Source organism: Ideonella lacteola (genome assembly GCF_038066555.1).
GTDB lineage: Bacteria > Pseudomonadota > Gammaproteobacteria > Burkholderiales > Burkholderiaceae_C > Ideonella > Ideonella lacteola.
Map to the genome: position 1 here is coordinate 52,476 of NZ_JBBUTG010000022.1, position 20,332 is coordinate 72,807.

General features: G+C 68.1%; 17 protein-coding genes. 6 read left to right on the top strand and 11 right to left on the bottom strand.

Features of this window, described 5'->3' with window-relative positions; genetic code table 11:
* Positions 1-13: 13 nt before the first annotated feature.
* The 4 genes from AACH06_RS23850 to AACH06_RS23865 all read right to left on the bottom strand — a co-directional run bounded on the left by AACH06_RS23850 (position 14) and on the right by AACH06_RS23865 (position 5,304).
* Positions 14-1,567 carry a C1 family peptidase gene (locus AACH06_RS23850; protein ID WP_341428296.1) on the bottom strand — a complete coding sequence of 518 codons (1,554 nt, stop codon included), beginning with the start codon at positions 1,565-1,567 and terminating at the stop codon, positions 14-16.
* A 58-nt stretch (positions 1,568-1,625) separates the two neighbouring features.
* A complete protein-coding gene (locus AACH06_RS23855) occupies positions 1,626-2,192 on the bottom strand; it encodes a hypothetical protein (protein ID WP_341428297.1) in 567 nt (188 codons plus the stop codon).
* Between the two features lie 91 nt (positions 2,193-2,283).
* Complete coding sequence (locus AACH06_RS23860; protein WP_341428298.1) at positions 2,284-4,722, bottom strand: hypothetical protein; 2,439 nt, start codon at positions 4,720-4,722, stop codon at positions 2,284-2,286.
* Between the two features lie 108 nt (positions 4,723-4,830).
* A complete protein-coding gene (locus tag AACH06_RS23865; RefSeq protein ID WP_341428299.1) occupies positions 4,831-5,304 on the bottom strand; it encodes a hypothetical protein in 474 nt (157 codons plus the stop codon).
* 137 nt (positions 5,305-5,441) lie between these two features.
* On the opposite strand from AACH06_RS23865, the gene AACH06_RS23870 reads away from it, so the two are divergent.
* The 3 genes from AACH06_RS23870 to AACH06_RS23880 are packed head-to-tail and all read left to right on the top strand — an operon-like array spanning position 5,442 to position 7,755.
* A complete protein-coding gene (locus AACH06_RS23870; RefSeq protein WP_341428300.1) occupies positions 5,442-5,984 on the top strand; it encodes a hypothetical protein in 543 nt (180 codons plus the stop codon).
* On the top strand, positions 5,981-6,976 hold the full coding sequence (locus AACH06_RS23875) for a hypothetical protein (protein ID WP_341428301.1): 996 nt from the start codon (positions 5,981-5,983) through the stop codon (positions 6,974-6,976). Before AACH06_RS23870 ends, AACH06_RS23875 begins: the two co-directional genes overlap by 4 nt.
* On the top strand, positions 6,976-7,755 hold the full coding sequence (locus tag AACH06_RS23880) for a CsgG/HfaB family protein (RefSeq protein WP_341428302.1): 780 nt from the start codon (positions 6,976-6,978) through the stop codon (positions 7,753-7,755). Before AACH06_RS23875 ends, AACH06_RS23880 begins: the two co-directional genes overlap by 1 nt.
* 211 nt (positions 7,756-7,966) lie before the next feature.
* On the opposite strand, the gene AACH06_RS23885 is transcribed toward AACH06_RS23880, so the two are convergent.
* The 3 genes from AACH06_RS23885 to AACH06_RS23895 form a co-directional block, all read right to left on the bottom strand.
* Entirely contained in the window at positions 7,967-9,112 is a 1,146-nt protein-coding gene (locus tag AACH06_RS23885; protein WP_341428303.1) for a hypothetical protein, read from the bottom strand.
* Entirely contained in the window at positions 9,109-9,390 is a 282-nt protein-coding gene (locus AACH06_RS23890; protein ID WP_341428304.1) for a hypothetical protein, read from the bottom strand. The genes AACH06_RS23885 and AACH06_RS23890 overlap by 4 nt, the downstream gene beginning before the upstream one ends.
* Before the next feature lie 121 nt (positions 9,391-9,511).
* Positions 9,512-10,309: a hypothetical protein gene (locus tag AACH06_RS23895; RefSeq protein WP_341428305.1), complete on the bottom strand. Its 798-nt coding sequence runs from the start codon at positions 10,307-10,309 to the stop codon at positions 9,512-9,514.
* 231 nt (positions 10,310-10,540) lie between these two features.
* Between AACH06_RS23895 and AACH06_RS23900 the strand changes: the two genes are divergently transcribed.
* Both AACH06_RS23900 and AACH06_RS23905 read left to right on the top strand, forming a co-directional pair.
* Entirely contained in the window at positions 10,541-12,790 is a 2,250-nt protein-coding gene (locus tag AACH06_RS23900; protein WP_341428306.1) for a winged helix-turn-helix domain-containing protein, read from the top strand.
* A 206-nt stretch (positions 12,791-12,996) separates the two neighbouring features.
* Positions 12,997-14,004: a Kelch repeat-containing protein gene (locus AACH06_RS23905; RefSeq protein ID WP_341428307.1), complete on the top strand. Its 1,008-nt coding sequence runs from the start codon at positions 12,997-12,999 to the stop codon at positions 14,002-14,004.
* Positions 14,005-14,181: 177 nt separating this feature from the next.
* On the opposite strand, the gene AACH06_RS23910 is transcribed toward AACH06_RS23905, so the two are convergent.
* A complete protein-coding gene (locus AACH06_RS23910; protein WP_341428308.1) occupies positions 14,182-15,207 on the bottom strand; it encodes a sodium-dependent bicarbonate transport family permease in 1,026 nt (341 codons plus the stop codon).
* A gap of 72 nt (positions 15,208-15,279) precedes the next feature.
* On the opposite strand from AACH06_RS23910, the gene AACH06_RS23915 reads away from it, so the two are divergent.
* Positions 15,280-16,185: a LysR family transcriptional regulator gene (locus tag AACH06_RS23915; protein ID WP_341428309.1), complete on the top strand. Its 906-nt coding sequence runs from the start codon at positions 15,280-15,282 to the stop codon at positions 16,183-16,185.
* Here AACH06_RS23915 and AACH06_RS23920 read toward each other — a convergent pair whose 3' ends face one another.
* The 3 genes from AACH06_RS23920 to AACH06_RS23930 form a co-directional block, all read right to left on the bottom strand.
* The gene (locus AACH06_RS23920; RefSeq protein WP_341428310.1) at positions 16,186-17,739 is read right to left on the bottom strand and encodes a methyl-accepting chemotaxis protein; all 1,554 of its coding nucleotides are present in this window, start codon (positions 17,737-17,739) and stop codon (positions 16,186-16,188) included.
* A gap of 65 nt (positions 17,740-17,804) precedes the next feature.
* Complete coding sequence (locus tag AACH06_RS23925) at positions 17,805-19,040, bottom strand: patatin-like phospholipase family protein (RefSeq protein ID WP_341428311.1); 1,236 nt, start codon at positions 19,038-19,040, stop codon at positions 17,805-17,807.
* A 17-nt stretch (positions 19,041-19,057) separates the two neighbouring features.
* Positions 19,058-20,323, bottom strand: a complete 1,266-nt coding sequence (locus AACH06_RS23930; protein WP_341428312.1) for a methyl-accepting chemotaxis protein — start codon at positions 20,321-20,323, stop codon at positions 19,058-19,060.
* Between the last annotated feature and the right edge of the window lie 9 nt (positions 20,324-20,332).

Consider the following 20,332-nt stretch of genomic DNA (forward strand, 5'->3'; position numbering starts at 1 on the left):
CTCCAGCCCTGCTTCAGCGGCCCAGCCCCAGCCCGCGGTCCAGCCGCTGGGTGGCGCGCGGCAGCAGCGCTGCCGATGCCGCGCCGGCAGGGGCCGTCACCACCGCGGGTGAGGTCAGAACCTGGGTGCCGACCCCCGGTCGCGCCTGCGGCTGAGCCGGGGCGGTACCGGTGAGGGCGCCCGGCTGCGTGGCGCGCTCGCGCGGAGATTGCCAGCCATCGACACCCGCGTGGACCCACATGGCATACGCGCCGATGTTGCCTTCGCCGTACTTGACCCAGGCGTAGCCTGCCTCGGCGCCGCCGGCCCGCGTGCCCCACACCCGGCCCCAGGAGTTCTTCACCAGCCAGGCGCCGCGGCGGTCGTCCCAGCCGATCAGCGTGACGGCATGGTTCACCGCCAGCGGCGTGCGCATCAGGGCGTCTGGCCGGGTGGCCTTGCCGGCCTCGAAGGTGGCGTGCAGCCGCCCGGCACTGTCCAGCGCGAAGTAGGCGTCTTGGACTTTCCCGTTCTCGTCGCCCGCGGGCTCGACAAACACCTCGCCCACCATCAGGCCGTACTTGAAGACGTCACTGCTGCCACTGCCAAAGTCCGGGCCGTAGGCCTGAAAGAGATTGCCGGCGTACAGCGCCACAGCCAGCGGGCCGTGCTCGACGAGGGCACGCTTGAGCTGGTCGACACTGGGCAGGGGGTTGCGCTGATCGACATAGCCCCACGCCGCGGCATGGAACACGTGCACGCCCACGCTGTCTCGCCGCTGGCAATTGGGCGCCTTGACCGCCATATAGCCGGGGTAGTCACTGGCTGCGACGAAGCCATCGAGCAGCGCCCGTTCAAACACGATGCCGGAGTTGCCGCCGTTGCACGAGGCGACGGTGCAGTCCAGCAGCTCCTGTTCGGAGATGTCGAGGCTCGAGGATTTGCCGTTGCGCATGCGGTGGCTGGCCTCGAGTGCCGCAGCAGCGGCGAATGCCCAGCAACTGCCGCAGTTGCCTTGGCCCGCCGCATCCACCGGGGTCACGATGCCGGCGGCGCGCCAATCGAAACTCGCGGCCGTGGGTGATCGATCGAGGCGCGGCAGGTCGCGGGCCACGCCATGAACGAGCGGCGCCTGCGGGCCCAGGCGCGCCATTTCGCCGCGCTCGCGCTCCAGCGCCTGCTGGGCCTGCGTGTTGACCGCCGATGCCCTGGATTGCCAATGCCCGACCAGGGATTGCAGGTTGGCCAGCGGAATGGCCATCGCGCTGCCATCGTGGATCGCGTAGTCGAGTTGGCGCTTGGCGTGCTCGGCGCGGGCGCGTTCAAACGCCGACGTCGGCGACGCGGCACCGGGCAATCGGCTGGCCGCACGGTCGGTCAGGGGCGAAGCGCTTTGCCAAGGCGAGGCCGGCGCTGCAGCGTTGTTGGCCGGCAGGGTGGGGGCACCCACGTTGCCCCAGCCGATCGGCGGACGAGGTGCGGCGCTCGGCGCCTGGTTCTGAGCGATCGCCGGGTGGGCCATCAGGGCCAGCAGCATGCCCAGGTGGCAGGAGATGCCTTTCAAAGCAAATGAAGGGGTCAGTTTCATGGTCGTGTCAGTGAGAGGTTGAGCGTTGAAGCCATCACGGCCGGTAGAAAGAAGAGGGTCAAGGCCGGCTCACCACCGCGCGGCCCGCGGCTTCCAGGCGATCGGCCAGGCCCTGCGTCGAGCCGATGCCCGCGACACCCAGGGTGTAGACCACCGCCGCGTGGCGAACGACGAGCAGCGCGGTGTCGGCCCCCGCCACGTCATCGAGCTGCAGCCAGGCCTCATCGCCCAGGCCGGCAGGGGCTCGGCCCTTTCCGGGCACCCTTTCACCCGCCTTTTCGCCGAGCGCGGCGTTGACGTCTCGGCTCAGCTTGCTTTGCATGCCGGAGGTGGCCGCGAAAAGCTTGGCGGCGCTGGCCTCGTCGCCATAGGCGTTCACACTCAGGTTGAGGATCGGGAAGGGCGTGTCGGGTTGGCCGCTGTCCCAATGGCAGGCCTCAGCGTTTTCCGGGTGCGACTTCACAGCCGGTAGCGACAGCACTTGCGCCGCCTGCGCGTCGCTGAGGCGCGCGCAGGCATTGGTGGCGTGGCTGGCGGCGGCGGGTATCTCGCCACCAGGGCCGACGGCGGCGGGAGGGTTTCGGTCTTGGCAGCCGGCGAGCAGCACACCGGTGATCGAAAGCATGGCGAGGATGTGGTTCATCGGCGTACGGGTGCAGAGGGACATCGTGGAAGGGAGAGTGGCCGGGCGATTGGGGGGGCAGGCGCGCGGCCCCTCACGGCAGCACGGTGCCCGCCGGGCAGCTGAGCACCGTCTTGCGGCTCGAATAGGTGCTCATGCAGCTCCAGTCGAAATCGAGCGCACGGCCGGTCTTGACGCAGTAGTCGGCGCGCCAATCCACCACGGCGGTGCGCGCATCGGGATGGGTGGCCTTGAAGGTGGAGGGCGGGCCGTGATCGCCGCTGCTCCAGAACGTCTTCTCCACGGTGCAGCCCGAAGGGGCCCGCAGCCGATAGACATCGCGCCCCTGGAACGCGGACACCGCCTGGTCCAGGTCGACCCGCTGGTGCAGCGCGCCGAGTGCCGATGCCGGCAACGAAGAGAGCCACAGCCTGCCACCGAACAAGCCCATCGCATCGCCGGGGCCGAAGTGCTCGATGCGCCGGCTGCCTTGGCACAGGCCATCGGCAGGCGCACTGAGATCGCACTGCTCGACATCCCAGACCTTGGCCGAATCGACTTCGATGCTTTGCATCGCCGGGGCGGGCGGCGGCGGCGCTTCCCATGTGCCCGGCATTTCGTTGGACAGCGTGCCGTGGGCGTCCAGCAGTTGCACCACCACCGGGTGGCTGGCCACGCCCGTGGCCGCGGGGATCTCCGCGTAGACCACGTCGTGCCGCCAGACCGGTGTGGTCAACATCAACTGGCCGCCCGGGAAGTTGCCGATCAGGCGAACGCGGCCCGGCGCGGCGCCGAAACACTGGCCGTTGAGCACCACCGCGCCGCCGGGGCCGATGTGGCTTTGCCTCAGGTTCGCCACGCGGGGGCCGGTCAGCGCCGATCTGTCGGCGCCCCGCACGGCGTAGTCGACTCCATTGCAGCGTTGAATCACCGTCGGCCCGCGGCTCTCGCGCAGCAGATCCTTCGCCACCGACCCGGAGTTCTCGATGCTGCGCCGCAGGGTCGCGTTCGCGTCGTTGGAGGCGAGGGGGAGGGCGAGGGCAGGGATGGGTTGGGGCTGGCTGCGCGCGAGCCCGGCCCAGACGGCCTGGGCGGGCCCGGCACTGCCGCTGCGAAGCACCTGCGTCGTGACGCCTTCCGGCGCGGTCTTCAACGGGGTGGCGCGGTCTTCAAGACGCACGGCGTCCGCCGCGCCCGGCCCGGTCAAGCCTTGCGGCGCGCTGAGCCCTCGTGGGGTGCCGAAGTCACCTGCCCGAGGGGTGCCCTGCCGAGGTGCCGTGATCGCCGGTGGTGACAGATCAGCCGCGGCACTGCGCGCGGCGGCACGGTTGGCCAACGGGCTACCGGGCTTGCTGCCCAGGCCCGCCGGCCAGATGCCCATGATCTTCAACTCGTACATGCGCCAGCGCCCGGCGCCCGGAGCGGCCCACGGCACCTCGATCACATGATCCGAGGTGCTGCTCCACCGGCGCTCGCCAGCGAGCGGGCGCACGAACAGCTCGCGAAGGCCTTGCTCCTCGGGCCGGCCTTCCACCGCATTGCCGGTCCATGGGCGAACGTCGACCTCATCGGCATCCTGCGACACCCAGGCCGCCGTCCAGGCCGGCAGGGTGACGCCGAAACGATCGACGCCGTCTGCCCGGTGGTCCGGGGGCTGGGGCCACTCACCATCCTGAAAGTGGATGGCGCGAAGCTGGACGCCGACATGGCGGCTGAGACGGGCGAGAAAGGCGCCGCCGCGGTCTTGCAGACGCGCGCCCTTGAAGACGGGCTGTTCCTGCACGTCGCAACGCGACGCCGCCGTGGCGTGTGGCTCGGCACAGGCGAGCACCTTGAACTCGGCGGCCAACGGCCCCCATTCCCACAGGGGGTAGAAGCTCACACCGAGCGCCGGGCTGGTGCGCCCGTCCGCCCGCACGACCACCAGCGCAGCCGGGCCGGGGGCCACGCCGCGCACGTCATTCGGCACGAGCAACTCGATGCGCCCATCGCTCCACTGCTGCACCGTCGGCACGATCACCGGCGCCTGCGCCGCGGCCGCCACGGCACTTTGGCCCGGCGCCCTCGCTGGCGTTTGCAGCACCACCTTGACCTGCCCCGGCGCAGCACCGAAGCAGCGCCCCGTGACGATCAGGCGTTGGCCGGGGGCCACCACGTCGGTCTTGCCCTCGGGCAGCATCGGTGGCGAGACGTCGAACATGCGGCGATACATGTCGGCCAGATCCTCACCACCCAGCGCCTTTGCGATCTGTGGCGACGCGGCTTGCGAATTCGCACAGGTGTCAGTCGCCTGCGCGTTCTGGGCCAGGGCACGGTCCACGGGTGCCCGCGCCTGCCCGCCGGGCCGCTGCACGCTGCCCGGGGCCTGAAGCGCGGCGCCCAGAGGGGAGCGGTTGCCCTCCATGGGCCGCACCGCCGTGCTCGGCAAGGCGCCCGGCGCGGCCACGGAGGCGCCCCACGCGATGGGGCCCGAGGCCCGGGGCGCTGGTGGCAGCACCTGTGCCCCCAGTGGCGGGAGGCACAACAGTGTCAAGACAACGGCGCCAGTGCGCCGGGGCGGTGTTCGTGGAGACAAGGTCATGAGGACGGCCTTTGGATGACTGCTGCCCACGCCAACGCAAGCGCCCCACGAATCCGGACATCAGCTCCCCGCAGCGCCGCTGTGTGATGAGCGGCTTGATGTGCTGCTTGAGGCGCGGCGTGCCAAGCGGGCCTCGACCACGCCAGCGGTCCAGGCACCGGCCGCACCCGCCAGTGCCAGCGCCCCCATGACAGCCGGCCCGGCGTGGCTGAAGCGCAGCAACCCGCACCACAGGCCCGCGCCGCCCAGCAAACCCAGGCCCGCGCCGGCCGCACCGAGCCCCACCAGACGCCCGCGTCCCCAGCGCCGGCTGCGGCGAAGCAAGGGCACGCCCAACAGCCAGCCCAGTGGCAGGCCCCACAGCAAGCTGAACAGCGCCAGCACCGCGTGGGCCCCGATCGCGTCCTGCCAGGGCGCCACCCAGTCCGGCCTGCTCAGCAGCCAGGCCCAGGACAGGATCTGTACACACAGAACAGAGGTCAGAACACCTGCGGCGCAAGCCAGCCGGGACGTGTCGCGAGGAAAAGCCTTCATGGTCCAAGCGCCAACGAAATCGGCGCGTCCAGGCGGACATGGCCCACGCATTCAGCGGATGGGCGACTGCGATGTCCGCTTTGGCGACGAGGCTGCGTTGGTGCGGTCGTACCCCTGACAACACGGAAGGACGCTTTGTGAAGAACACGCTCTCCAATCACCGCGCCGGGCGAGCGCCGCTGGCCGTGGCCCCGGCCCCGGCCATCGTTCCGGTCATCCCGCTGGCCATCGTGCTGGCGTTGGGCCTGACGTCCCCGGCGCAGGCGCTGGAAACGGCCTGCGCCAAGGGCATCACCCAGGCCAACATGAAACTGCTGGACGCGCCTGCCTTTCACCAGAGCAAGCGCTTCGCCAACACGAGCCTCGAGATCATCAAGGTCGACGGCAAGCTGTTTCAGCGAATGGGCAACGAACCCTGGGCCGCGTCGCCGTTGTCCCTTCAAGACCTGCGCCAGGGTGCGCTGACACACCAGCGCCTGATGCAGAGCTGTGAGCGCGACGGCGCCGACGCCGTCGACGGCGTTGCTGCCGAGGTCTATCGCCTCACGGTCAAGGGCCCGGGCGGAGCTGCGGTGGCGCTGAAGGTGTGGATCGGCGCTGCGGATGGGCTGCCCTACCGGGAGGAAGGCGCCGATCTGAAGAGCAGCACGTCGTACCGACACGTCAAGGCGCCGCTATGAAGCTGGCAGCTGTGCCTTCCATCTCGCGGGCCGCCGTGGCGGTGGCCATGCTGCTGTCGACCGGCATCGCCCCGGCGCAATCCACCGGGCATTCGCTGAGTGCGCGCAGCGCCGCGCCGGTGTCCCCAGCGGGCGAGCTGGGCGTGGCGGGGGCGTGGGAGCGGCTACCTGGCTGCGCGCGAAACATCGCCGCCGGTACGGCCGACCAGGTCATCGTGACCGGGTGCGAGCCTCGAGCCAGCGCCGTGCGAGATCTGTTCAGGTACGAGGCAGCCGGGTCATCCCCGGGGCGGTTCGTCCCGATGGGCGGCCAGGCCAGCGCCGTGGCCATCGGCGGGCCCGATTCGCAAGGCGTGTGGGCCATCGGGCCGCAGGGCCAGGTCTTCGCCAGCACCGGCGGCGTGTTCGACAAACCCACAGCGGCCGGTACTGTCTCGTGGGTGCGGGTCGATTTCTCGGCGACATCGATCGCCGCCGGGCCGGACAGCGTGTGGATCGTGACGACGCGACCCCACGTGAGCCCCTACGGGAATGTGGCGGCCTACGGACGCTTGCAGTGCGACGTGGTGGGGCGAGGCGCCACGCCCTGCCGCGTGACCGGATGGAGCGAGCTGCCGATCGCCGCCGCACAGGTGGCCTTGGGAGACGAACCGTGGATCGTCGACACGCAGGGCACGATCCAGCGGCTCAGCGCCGGCCGTTGGCAGACGGTGCCCGGCTGCGCGCGCGCCATCGCGGCGCGGGGCGCCCATGTGTGGATCCTGAGCTGCGGCGCCAGCACCCAGCCCGGTGGCCAGGAAGTGCTGCAGTGGACCCGCCAAGGCTGGGCACCGACCGGCGGCTATGGGCAGGCCCTGGCGGTCGACAGCCGCGGCGACCCCTGGGTGGTCGACGCGCAAGGCGGCATCTGGCACCAGCGCCGCCAACGCCATCCCCAGCCGTTTTCCACGGTGCTGAGCGATCAGCACCGTTCATCGAAAGAAAGACCATGATGAATGCACGACCCGCTTCGGTGTCCCATCGCCATGCCTCACGTCGCTGCGCGCTGATGGTCGCGGCGGCTCTGGCGCTTCCCGCGCTGTGGGGCTGCGCCACGAATCGCGCGCAGGAAGACCGATCTGCCACCTCACAGGCCCTGCGCAAACTGCCGCGCAAGACGCAAGAGCAGCGGGTGGCCGTGGCCGTCTACGAGGTCAGCAGCGGCCTGCCCGAGCTCCCCGCGCGGGGAGCGACGGAGATGTTCAAGACTGCGTTGCTCAAGTCGGGCCAGTTCCGGGTGGTCGAGCGAGCGAAGCTCTCCCGCGGCGTGGTTGCCGAGAAGCAATTGAACGCGGCCGGCCAAACCACCGGAACGTCCGCGCAGCAGCCGCTGCGGGGGGCCGAATACATCTTCCAGGCCGAGATCACCGAGGTGAACGCGGGTGCCGACAACTCGTCGACAGGCATCAACATCGCCGGTCTGCAGCTCGGGCGAGGCAACAGCTCCGACACGATCGGGCTGGACATCTCGATCGTCGACGCGAACACCGGCGAGGTGGTGGACGCGGTCAACGTGCGCCGGGCGCTGGGCGGCTCGAGCGCCAGCGTGTCTGGTGTGGGCACGCTGGTGAGCCGGGTGATGATCGAACGCGGCAAAACACCCAGCGCCTACACACCCGAGATCGAACACAACAGCGCGCGCAAGGACAGCCTGGATGTCGGGTTGCGCGAATGCCTGGAGGAGGGCGTTCGTCTGCTGGCCTTGCGTTTTGACGCCGCGACCGTTCGCTGAACCTTACTCGGTGAGACCTCGGCGGCGGCGCGATAGCGAAAGTACCGGTCGGTCGGCGGTGGTGCGGCAGGGCGCTGGCGCCGGAGGCCGCTGCGTTGGCTGTAGTCGGTGGTCTGCGTTGAGGCGTCGGCTTGCTGCTGCAAGGTACGGGCGCACGCCAGATCGACGGCCGTGACGCCGGCCACCGCCGCTCGCCGGGGGACAAGCAAGGCTAACGTGCGACAGGCGTAGCCACCCAATTGCGCTTCAAACCCTTGTAGTAGCCAAAACCGGAAAGTACACCGAGGTTGTTCATCGCGGTGACCAATAGCCCTGTCCAGTCCGCCCCAGAAGCGTCGAGAAGGCTCTCCAATGGATAGCACTGGTTGTCTTGAACCAGACCCGTGTGCGCATATTCTCGAGAACCACCGTAGGTCACGGCGATCAGCCCATCATTGGTGATCTCTACCGGCTCGACGGCATGTCGGCCGCATGCCGGCAAGGAGCGCATGGCGCCACCGTCGAAAACAACTCCAGCGAATTGGCCGCCCGTGGGGGCCACCTTGGCGAGGATTTGGCCCGCGTCGTTCAGGGAGATGGCGTACGAGTCCCCGCCACCTGGCGGCAAGAAGACCTGGGCGCTGCCATCTGCCTTCCAAAGAACTACGTTTCGCTTGCCGTCAGGCTGCACAGCGGAACCTATCACATCGCCTTGGCTGTTGATGTCATTCACGTACGGATAGGCCCCCTCGAGAAAGGTTCGGGAACCACCCCGCCAAAGGACTCCCGTCTCCTTGTCCTGCCCGTTGAACCGACAGTCCACAACGAAAGCCGCTTGGCCAGCCTGATTCAAGCCGCCTACGCTGGCACTTCCCGATCCAGGGTCGCACCCTGCCAGATCTCGAAGATCATGAGGAACACCGTCGCTTGTCCAGAGTGCGGCCTGGACCCCGCTGAAGGGCACTTGGTAGCTATTGGAGATGACTTCGCCGGCGTCGTTGGCCTGGCCGATGCCGCAGTAGACACCAGTCTCCTGCAGCGGCTCGGCCTTGCCCCCGCTCAGCTTCAGGTAGTTGACTCTCTTGTCAGACTTCAGCTTCTTGCCACACCCCAGGATGTGGCCTTGGTCGGTGATGCTCACGATGACCTGCGATTGAATTCCGCCACTCTTCCCGACGGGCTCAATGCGATACGAGGGTGGAGCGGACATCGCGCCAGTAGACCCGGCCAAGATGGCTACGGCGGCGACGCTCGATCTGAGCTTGAGGGTGGGCACGCGACGTTTCTGCATTTCGGCCGCCAAGGATTTGAAGTGACATTGCATGGTTCTGGGGGTCTTTCTATTGCGCCGAAGAAGCTGTGTGGCGCTGTGATTCATCTTACGCGGCGTTCTTCGCAGGCCCACTGAGCTCGCGCCCAAGCGCCAAGCGCCAAGCGCCAAGCGCCGGCGAGGGCGGCCGCCGCATGGCGGGCGCTGCCCAGCCAGAGCGACTGGGTCTGCACCATCAGGTTGAGGCTGCTTCGCATCATGTCGGCGGTGATTTCGGTGTAGGTGTCCCCCAGGCCGCGCACCGTTTCATTCATCGCATGGGTGGCCCCTTCATCGGGCGCCCAGGCCTCGCCGGTCTGCATCGCGGTGCTCGCTCCTCGGGTCATTTGAGTGAGCACCTCGGGCGACCAGGCCAGACGAGCCCAAACCGCGGCATTGTTCTGGGCCAGATGAAAGAGGGGTTGGAACGGGCGCCGATGCAGCAGGGCATCAGCGCGAGGGGCCGTGTCAGCAACCCACGGCGGTCAGGTAGGCCGAGGGCGGATTCTTGCCAGGCTTGGCCATCGACGACAGCACCAGGGCCTCGTTGCCGCTGTTACTGCCGCCGATGTAAAAGAGGAAATCCGGCTTGCCGTCATGGTCGAAGTCGCCCAGGGCACCGATGCTCACCTCCCAGCCGTATCCGCCCAGATCGTATTCATAGCGCTGCCCGTCGATTTCGAGAGTGAATTGCACCCCCGAGCCATACGGGCGGCCATCGGCCGTGCGAAAACCGTTCTGCACGGTGAAGGCGTAGGGCTGGCCGTTCAGCGCCATCTGGAAGCGGTAACCCAATTCAGGCTGGAGCGTGGGCGTGCCGTTCTTGAAGCGGTGCAGGGGCACGCTGCCCGCCTGCCAAGCCACCCCCGGCGTCCGCACGAACAGATCGGCGGCCTCTTCAGCGGAGACCTCTTTCAGCTCCGAGGGGCCGGGCTGCTCGGCAGCCCGCGTCACCTGTTGGACGATCGGCGCCAGGCGTTGCCGGGCTTCGTTCTCCGCCAGCGGGCGCACCGTCAGCGTTCCGGCGGCATGGTCGATCATCAGCACCACCCAGTCGGTCATGGGCCACTGCCGCGCGGGCTTGTTCTCGAAGGGCGCCGGAATGAGATAGGTGCCGACGTCACCGCCCCATTCGCCTTGGCGCACCATCGCGCCCGGAGGCGACAGCGGTTCAGCCGCCTGGGCGGCCAGTGATGCAGCGGCGAGCGCCAGGGCAAGGGCGGTGGGCCGGGCGTAGAGGCCCAGCGGGCCGGCGGGTGCGTTCATTCGGGGGGCGGTGCAGGTCGATGTCGTCATGGCTGCGCATGATGCCCGCCCGCGCGTGAAGGTGGCGTGAGAGTTTCTTCACGTGCCCCACCGTACTCTTCACAGCCGTGAAGGAGGCTCTCGAGCCGGTGCCGCACGGAGGGAGGCCGACCACGCGGACAAGCTCGCATGGGCACCGGGGGCCCGCTCAGGCATGCTCGCGGCAACCCAACTCTGTCTGGCCGCGTGTCGATGCCGCCTTCCTCGAATGCACCCCGTGACCCTTGGCTGGGCGGCTTCACATTGGGCGACTGGCGTGTCGATGTGGGCGGTAATCGCCTGCAGCGTGAGGGCGAGGTGCGGGCCTTGCGCCACAAGGCGATGGAGTTGCTGGTGCTGCTGGCCCGCCATGCGGGCCAGACGGTCAGCCGGGACGACATCGTGCAGGCCGTGTGGGCGGGCAACCATTTCGTGGCGCCCAAGGCGATCAACACGGCGGTATGGACGATCCGCCAGGCCTTGGGGGACGACCCTGACGCGCCGCAGTACGTGGAGACGATCGCCAAGAAGGGCTATCGCCTGATCGCGCCGGTCAGCCTGCTGGCCGAGCCGGTCGAGTCACCACCGATCGACGCCAGGTCGAGTGCCACGGCCGACGCGCCATCGAGCCGCCTTGACGAGGAGGTAAAAGCCGCCGAGCTGCCTGCCGAGCCGGGCAGAGCCGTTGCCAAGCTTCCCGCGAGTCGTCGTGCTGCGGTCTGGGGCGCTGCCCTGTTCTTGCTGCTGGCCGGCGGGGCGGTCTGGGTCAGCATCTCATGGCGGGACGACGCGCCGATGAGCGGCGCCGTGACGCCAGCTGAAAAGGGGCCCATGGTCGCTGCGCCCACGCCGGTGCCTTTGACGATGGACCCGGGGGTGGAATACCTGGGCGCCTTGTCGCCTGATGGGCGTCAGCTCGCTTTTGCTTGGTGGCGTGGCCGGGGTGTGGGCGAGTTGCACCTGCGTCGGTTGGATCAGCCGGGAGCCAGCCCGCAAGCCGTGTCGCCGGGTCATGGCGATGTCAGCAGCGTGGACTGGGCGCCCGATGGGCATCGCCTGGCGTTCACGGCGCTGCAGGCCGATGGCGGTTGCCGTCTGTGGCTTCAGGGGATGTCGGTCGAGGCGGGTGGCGACCCACCCGCCCGTGAACTGGCGCGCTGCGCACCGCTGATGACACCGGCGCTGGCGTGGTCGCCGGATGGTCGCGCCATCGTCTTCAGTGCCGAGCGTGACGGCGCGGGCGGGCTCTTCAGCATCGCGCCGGACGGCACAGGCTTGCAGCGACTGACCACCGCCCCGCCCGCGGCGATGGCCGACCACCAGCCCAGCTGGTCGCCAGACGGCCGTCGCCTCGCCTTCATGCGGCAGGACCCGGCCGACGGAACGCGCGACATCTATGAATGGCAGCCCGGCAGCGAGCCGGTCAGGCTCACCCGCCTGAAACTGCAATTCGCCCACGGCCTGACGCACAGCGCAGACGGCCGCGACTTGATCTTTTCGACCACGCTGCAGGACACCCGAGTGCTTCAGCGTTGGGACCGCGCGACCGGCCAGGTGGTGCCGCTCGGCCTCGAGGGCAGTGCGCCTTCACGGGCGCGCGACGGCAGCCTGGTCTACGCGCTGATCCGCACCCACGTGAGCATCGCGCGCATGGCATGGGGTGGCGCGCCGGTGCGCATCGGGCAGGCGGTGGTTTCCGATCGTTGGCCCAGGCCTGATTCGGTCGGCAGGCGCATTGCGTTCGTGTCGCGCCGCACCGGGGCGCAGGAACTGTGGCTGGCCTCGGCCGATGGGGCCGGGGCGCACGCCATCACCTCGTTGTCTGGTCTGGTGGAGGCCCCCGCCTGGTCGGCGGCGGACGATCGGCTGGCCTTCATCGGCCCGTGCGGGCCCGGTCGTCGGGTGGGGCTGTGCGTCATCCGCGCTGATGGCAGCGGCCTGCAGCCCCTGGCGGCGGATGCGGCGGCCTACGGCGAGCCAGCCTGGCACCCGCGATCGGCTGACGTGTGGGTGGCGAGCGATCGGGGCGGCCCCTGGCGGCTGTGGCGCTTTCCGGTGGATGGCGGAGCACCGCAGATGCTGGAGACCGACCAGCCACCCGGCCGATCAGTGCAATGGCTGGCCGATGGCAGCGGCTTTGTCTACCAGCCGCGGGGCGACAGGCGCCTGCGCTGGCGGGCCATGAGCGGGCCCGGGGCGGGCCGAGAACAACCCGTTGACGTGGCCGGTCCGGGCGAGGAGTTGGTTGACTGGCGGCTCGCCGGCTCGTCGATCACGGCGCTCGTGCGCAGCGACCGGGACATCTGGCGGCGTGTCGATCTGCGCACGGGGCAGCGCCAGATGCTGGCCAGCCAGGCCTTGGGGGGCCTGCCCGAGCGCGCGCGGTTCGAGCTGGACGGGCCGGATTCGGTGTGGGTGGAGGTGGCCAACAGCCATGTGGCCGACCTGATGCGGTGGCGCTGACGCGCCGATGTCGGCTCCCAGCGCGGTGGAAGAGTCTGCCGCAAGTGGTTGTCGCTGCTCATGAAATAACTTTTTGACATGGCGTGGATGGGAATCGGATAGGCGCCGTCTTGCCGTCGCTCGCTGCCGCCGGTCTCATGGCAGGGCCCGCCTGCTGGAACGGCCCCGTCTCGGTGGCCGGGCATGGCGGATGACGGACCCGCTTCATGACCGACCGCCGCCACATGCTCCTCACGCTCTCCGCCGCCCTGATGGCCGCCTGCGGCGGTGGCGGTGGTGACGCGGCGGCTTCACCGCCGCCCCCACCCCCTCCGCCACCGCCGCCGCCGGAGGGCTGGAGCCGCCTGGACGACATGCCCACCGCGTTGGCGAAATTCGGCGCCGCTGCGGTAGGCACCACATTGGTCACGGCGGGCGGGTACGACACCCTGCGCACCTCGCTGCTGCTCGACACCGCCACCGGCCGATGGCGCACCGGCGCGCCGCTGCCGCGGGGCACGGACAACGTCTCGGTGCAGGCGCTGGCGGGCCGGGTGCATGCGGTGGGTGGCGAGGCGCAGACGGCACACAGCGCCTGGGACGCGGCCAGCGGCACCTGGTCGCCGCGCCGGCCCGCGCCCTCGGTCCGTTTTGCCTCGGCCAGTGTCGTACTGGATGGGCGCCTGCACCTGATCGGCGGGTGGAACTACAGCAACAGCGCCAGTGCCTCGCTGGCCAGCCACGACATCTACGACCCGGAAACCGACAGCTGGACCAGCGCAGCGCCGATCGCCACGGCGCGCAACGCCGCCGCAGCGGCGGTGCTGGATGGCCGCATCGTGGTGGTGGGAGGTCGGGCACCGGGCATCCGCGCGAACGACCAGACCAGCCTGGCCAGTTGCGAGGTGTATGACCCGGCGGCCGATCGTTGGAGCGCCGGGCCGGCCTTGCCTCAGCCCCGCGCCAGCCTGGCCGCGGTGAGCTTGTCGGGACGGTTGTATGCGTTCGGGGGCGAGAGCACCCCCGGTGGCGTTCGCGCCTCGGTCACCCGGCTCTCTGCAGTGGATGGCACCTGGACGGTGCTGCCTGACATGCCCCTGGCCGTGCATGGCCTGGCTGCGGTGGCCGTGGGTGGCGCCATCATCGTGCTGGGTGGATTCACCGGCGCTTCAGATGCGGTGGGCACCCAGTCCGCCCAGTGTTGGCGTTACGAGCCGCCGGCTGGTGGCCTGTAACGTTCAAATGGGAGTAGAGGACGGTGCGAGACGGTATGCAATGCAAGGCGCGAAGCACAGCGATGCCTCGTGGCATCGCGAGCATTCGCAACGCCGCAGTGTGTGCCGTATCGCGACGGCAGCCGCTTCCGATTTAGGCGTTACAGGCCACTCGTCAATATGGCGGCCCGCCCGCCGTCAGCCCGCACCCCACAGGCGGGCCACTGCGGCCTGGTACAGCGGAATGCCCACCAGCAGGTTGAAGGGGAAGGTGATGCCGAGCGACAGGCCCACGTAGAGCGCAGGCCGCGCCTCGGGCACGGCATGCCGCAGCACCGCGGGCACCGCGATGTACGACGCACTGGCCGCCAGCACGGCCAGCAGTACCGCATCCGGCGCCGCCAGATCCAGCGCCCAGGCCAGGCCAATGCCCAGGGCCGCGTGCAGCAGTGGCGCACCCACCGCGTAGAGGAACATCGCGCGCGGCATGGTGCGCAAGCCCGGCAGCTGGCGTGCGGTGAGCAGGCCCATGTCGAGCAGGAAGAACGCCAGCAAGCCCTTGAACAGGTCGCCGGTGAACGGTTTCATGGCGGCGGCGCCGGCATCACCCGTGAGCAGGCCGACGACCAGGGCGCCCAGCAGCAAGACCGTGCCGCCGTCCGTCAAGGCCTCGCGCAGGTGATGGGCGATGCCTGAGCCGCGCAAGCCGGTGGAGCCGGGCCAACTGAGCACCATGGCGCCGCCGCCGGTGGTGCCCGTCGTCGCGCCCGCGGCGGACGCCGCCCTCAGCGAGCTGGCCATCAGGATGCCGATGATCAGCGCGGGCGATTCCATCAGGGCCATCGCGGCCGCCATGTGGCCGCCCGCGGGGGTGCCTTGCGATTCCAGGATGTGGCTGGCGGTCACGAAGGTGACGGCGCTCACGCTGCCGTAGGTGGCGGCCACGCCCACCGCGTCCATCGGCGGCAGCACGCGGCGCAGCCACTGCCAGTCGAGCAGGGGAATGATCACCGCCAGCGCGGCGGCGGCGCCGAGAGACGCCAGCACCGCCGGCGTGAAGCCGGACTGCGCCAGCGCGAATCCGCCTTTCAGGCCCAGGGCCATCAGCAGGTACAGCGAGAGGAAGCGCGACAGCGCAGGTGGGATTTCGAGATTGGATTTCACGACGCCCGCGAGCAGGCCGAGCACGAAAAACAGAAGGGCAGGGTCGAGCAGGGGATTCATGGGCCGGCATCGTAGGTGTGACGGTGAATCAAGGAAAATCAATAGTTCTTATCCTGTCCATCGAGAACACCGATGCATGCCACCTTTCGGCAACTCCGCTTGATGGTGGCGCTCGCTGAAACCGGCTCCGTCACCGGTGCGGCGCGTGCCTGCCACGTCACCCAGCCCACCGTGTCCATGCAGCTGAAGGAACTGGCGGATTCGATCGGCCTGCCGCTGTATGAACAGGTGGGCAAGCGCATCTTCCTCACCGAGGTGGGGCGCATGGTGGTCGAGTCGAGCCGGGCGATGTTCTCGGAGTGGGAGGCCCTTGAACAGCGCATCGCCGAGCACCAGGGCCTGAGCCACGGGCGGCTGCGTCTGTGCGTGGCGAGCACGGCGAAGTACTTCATCCCCCGCATGCTCGGCCGCTTCTGCGAGGTGCACCCGCGGCTGGATATCTCGCTGCAGGTGCTCAACCGTGACGGGGTGGTGGCGCGCATGCGGGCCAACGAGGACGACCTCTACATCCTCTCGATGCCACCTCAAGACCTGCCCCACGATGGCCAGCACTTTCTCGCCAACCCGCTGGTGGTCATCTCATCGTTGAACCATCCGCTGGCGCAGCGGACCCGGGTGTCATCGAGTGCGCTGCAGCGAGAGGCCTTCATCCTGCGCGAGCTGGGCTCGGGCACCCGCATGGCCACCGATGAGCACTTTGCCCGGCTGGGGCTGAAGCCTCGTATCCGCCTGGAGCTGGGCAGCAACGAGGCGATCAAGCAGTCCGTGGCGGGTGGGCTGGGCCTGGGCTTGGTGTCGCGCCACGCGATGGCGGAGAACCCCGCTCAGGAAGGTCTGGCCGTGCTGCGGGTGCAGCACTTTCCGGTGCCCTCGTCATGGTCGGTCCTGTGGCTCAAGGGGCGTCGGTTGTCGCCGATCGCCCAGGCCTTCATGCGCCACTTGCAAGAGCTGGCGCCGACCTGGGACGTTCACTCCTGATCAGACCTTGAAGTAGCTCACCGCCGCGGCCAACTCTTCGGATTGCATGCGGAGGCTGTCCGCCGCCGCGGCCGATTGCTCGGCCAGCGCCGCGTTCTGCTGGGTACTTTGGTCCAACTCGGTGACCGAGGTGGACACCGCCGCAATGCCCGCCGATTGCTCCTGGGCTGCGTGACCGATCTCGTGGATCAGATCGACCACGCGGCGCACTTCGTGGACGATGTTGCCCACCGATTGGGTGGCTTCGCCGACCAGTGAGGTGCCGGCATCCACGCGCTCGACACTGGTCGAGATGAGCGACTTGATCTCCTTGGCGGCTTCGGCCGAGCGCTGCGCCAGCGATCGAACCTCGCTGGCGACCACCGCAAAGCCGCGCCCCTGTTCACCGGCGCGAGCCGCCTCGACGGCCGCATTGAGCGCGAGGATGTTCGTCTGGAATGCGATGCCGTCGATCACACCGATGATGTCGCTGATCTTGGCCGAGCTACGGTGGATCTCGTTCATCGTGTCGGTCACGCGCTGCATCACCTCGCTGCCATTCGCCGCTGCCGTGCTGACGGCCGAGGCGAGGGTCGATGCCGTCATCGCGCTTTGGGCGTTGTGATCGACCGACCGGTTCATCTGCAGCATTGCTGACGCGGTCTTTTGCAGGTTGCTCGCCTGGTGCTCGGTGCGCTGCGAGAGGTCCGCGTTGCCACTGGCGATCTGGTTCGAGCCGGTGGCGATCGAATCACTGGCTTGCCGCACCTTCTCCACCACATTGCGCATCTGCTCTTGCATCACGGTCATCGCACCCAAGAGGCTGCCCGCTTGCACTTGATGTTCGTCGCCCAAGGCGGTCAGATTTCCGTGAGCCATAGAGCCCAGATATTGCGTGAGCCGCTCCGGCTCGGTGCCCAGTGTGCGATTCACGTTGCGCCACAGCAGGTAGCCCAACGCGGCCGAGAGACCGAGGGTGGCGAGGGCGGTGATCACCATGGCCATTCGTTGCCAGGCCGCCGCGACGGCGGTGTCTTCCACGTAGTCGCGGGTGCGGCGCTCGGTGAGGTCCATGTAGTCGTGGATTGCCGTGGTGAGAGCCAGCAAGGTCGGCGTGCACTCTTTTTCGATGCGAGCGATGGCTTCGTCTTTGGCGCCTGTCTTGAGTTGCTCGACGATTTGCGCGGCGACCGGGCTGTACTTGGCCTCGACCTGGGCAATGCGCTCGATGCTTTGCATCACCTCCACCGGGGCAGCGGCCTGCTTGACGGCGAGTCTCAGTTCATCCAAGGCCCGCGTGGTCTCGCGTTGCGCCTGCTCGAATGCGTCCAGGGTCTTTTGGCGGGAAGCGGCGTCAGTGAGCAGCGCCAGGTTGCGCACCGCGATGGCCCGATCGTCGGCAACTTCCCGCAGACGAGTAGCGATCTCGAGGCGGTGGTAGATGCCTTGCGTAAAGGTCTCAAGCCGATGTCCGATTGCGCCAAGGAAATAGAACGAGCTGGCGCCGAGCACCAGAACAGCGCCGTTGATGACGACCAAGATGCCGATGAGGCGCGATTTGAAAGTGGAGAACATGAGGGAAGGGCTCCTAAGGCATCTTGGTGAGAGGGCACTTTGGTGACGTTGACCGCGGTGGACGGTCAGTCCACTGATGCGGGTTGGTTGTGGACTTCTGCTTTCACGTCTCGAGCCCGAACGAATTCCGACGGTTGCAGCCATTGCACGATGCGGTCCTGCTGTTGCATCGCGTCTCGATCCCCGAGGTCGATCAATGCACGGGTGTATGCCCGCTCGAACAGCAGGTAGCTGGCCAGGGCCGCGCCGCGGCGCTCGCCTTGGCGCGCCCCGGACGCTTGAAGCAGCAGGCGTACGGGCTTTGGCAGGCTGGCGATGTGGTCGGTGGCCATGTCGTCCAGCCGCTCGCTCGGCGACACCACCAGAGCATCTACGGGGCGCAGCGTCTGCTCTTGCCGAATCGAGGGTGGAAGCGACCGAAGCGTCCGGTTGATGCGCTCCATGCGTTCGATATCGGTGGCCAAGGCATCGAGAAAGATGCTCGACAGGCTGTGCCCGGCGACCTGCGCCAGGCTCGGATAGCGGGGGTCGTCGTCGGTCGGCAACTGCGGCTCGCTCATCCGGCCAGCACCGATGATGACCAGCTGCCTCGCGCCCAGATGGATGGCGGGCGACAGCGGCGCTGTTTGACGCATCGAGCCGTCTCCATACCAGGCGCCGCGGCCGTCATGATGAAGCCGAGTCGCCGGAAAGATGAAGGGAATCGCCGATGAAGCCAGCAGATGGTCATGAACGATGGTGGCTGGCAGGGCCAATCGCTGGGAACGTATCCAAGGTGCCGTGGCGGTGCGGCTTTGGTAGAAGGTCACATGGTGACCGTTGCTGTAGCTTGACGCAGTCACGCCGAAGGCCTGCAGATGTCGACGGGCGAGCATGACGGGCAAGCGATGCATGGGAATCAGCCTACGTATCAACGATGCCAGAGGCGTGTTGTCGAGCAGGGACCGAGGGCGCCATCGGCGAAGTGCCCAACCCATGGACAGCAGCGCCATCCAGCGAGCGCCGTTGCCCATCAAGCTCAGCATGTCGCAGCGATAGACCTGCTCTGCGTGGAAATTTGACCAGGTGTCGACGAGGCGCTGGATCCCTTGATCAAAGTCGTCTGCGTGGCAGGCCAATGCGGCGGCATTGATGGCGCCCGCCGATGTTCCAGTGATGATGCCGAAGGGATTTCGCTGAATTGAGCGCTCAGGCAGGTGCTTTTTTCGAAGCCTTGCGATGGCGGCCAGCACCCCCACTTGGTACGCTGCCCGCGCACCACCGCCACCCAAGACGAGACCAGTCAACGGCAGCTCGTACATGCGTTCTCCCGCCCGGTTCAGAACATTTCGATGCGGGGGCCGTGCATCACGGCCAGCTCCATCGGCCGAGCCGGCTCCAGGCTGACGACTTCGCCGCTATCGCGGCGCTGGCCGGCGGCCAGGGAATGGGCCACGCGCTGGGCGTGCATCACGTAGTCCTTGGTCCACAGCTGAAGCAGCTCTTCCAACTGAACGGGCGGCGGTGGCGCCTGGCCGTCGATCAGTTGGTAGAGTTGCGCAAAGTGCGTCGACAGGCTGCACAACGCGTTATTGATCTGTTCGAGCAATTGGCGGTTGATGTCTTGGAATTGCATGTCGCCCATGGTGTCGATGATGTCGGAGGTGATCCGCTCGACACCGGCGTCCATTTCGACGGACAGCTCGTTCAAATAGGGCACGACCTCGCCGAGCGTGCGGCTCATCGATTGAATGTGGCGAGCGATCTCGTCCAATTGGGCAGATGATCCCTCGCCCATGCTGATCTCCAATTGGCCGGCTTCGTGGTCGATGCCGCGCGCCACTTCGTCAATGCCTTCCATGACCTGCTTCGCCGTCTCCGCGGTTTGGGTCGACAAGCGCCGGACCTCGGCGGCTACGATCTTGAAACCCGCGCCTTCAGGGCCCGCGCGTGCCGATTCGATGGCAGCATTGATCGCCAGCAGGTTGGTTTGACGCGCGATGCTGCCAATCATCTCGGCCAATGGCGTGAGGCGTCGCACTTGATCAGCCGAGGCGCGCACGCGATCAAGCAGGCTCTGGCGCGTGCGTTCAAAGGCGAGCTGGTGCTGGGCCAGTTGGGATACCGCGCAGGCGTGTCGATCCGCCTGGCTGAGAGACTCTGCGGACAGTTGCTCGGAGCGGTCGACTGCCGCCACGATCTTTTGATGCAGGCCGCCTGTTTCCCGATGGACCCGCGTGAGGCGCTCTCCCATGTTCATCACGGCAGTCTCTGAGGTCTGGATGGTGGCGCAAACTTGCTGGGTCAAGACTCCGAATGCCTGCTGAAGCGATGAAATGTCCTGCGTCACCAGGGCCGCGGGAAAGGTCGCTGAGTCAGGGCTTGGCCGAGCCCAGCGTGCGGTCCAGTCGCGAAGCTTGTAGCCGGTGGCCAAGCCGGCCAGAACACCCCAGTAGGGAAGGGATGTCCACGCATCCCCGGGCGTGATCAGCTCGACCGAGACGGCTACGGCCAGAAGCAATGCGATCGCGACCAGCCCCCGGGCGTGATGAGAGATGGCTTCGGCCAGGCGGTTGGCTTTCGAGACTCTCGGCGAAGGATGCATGGTTCACTC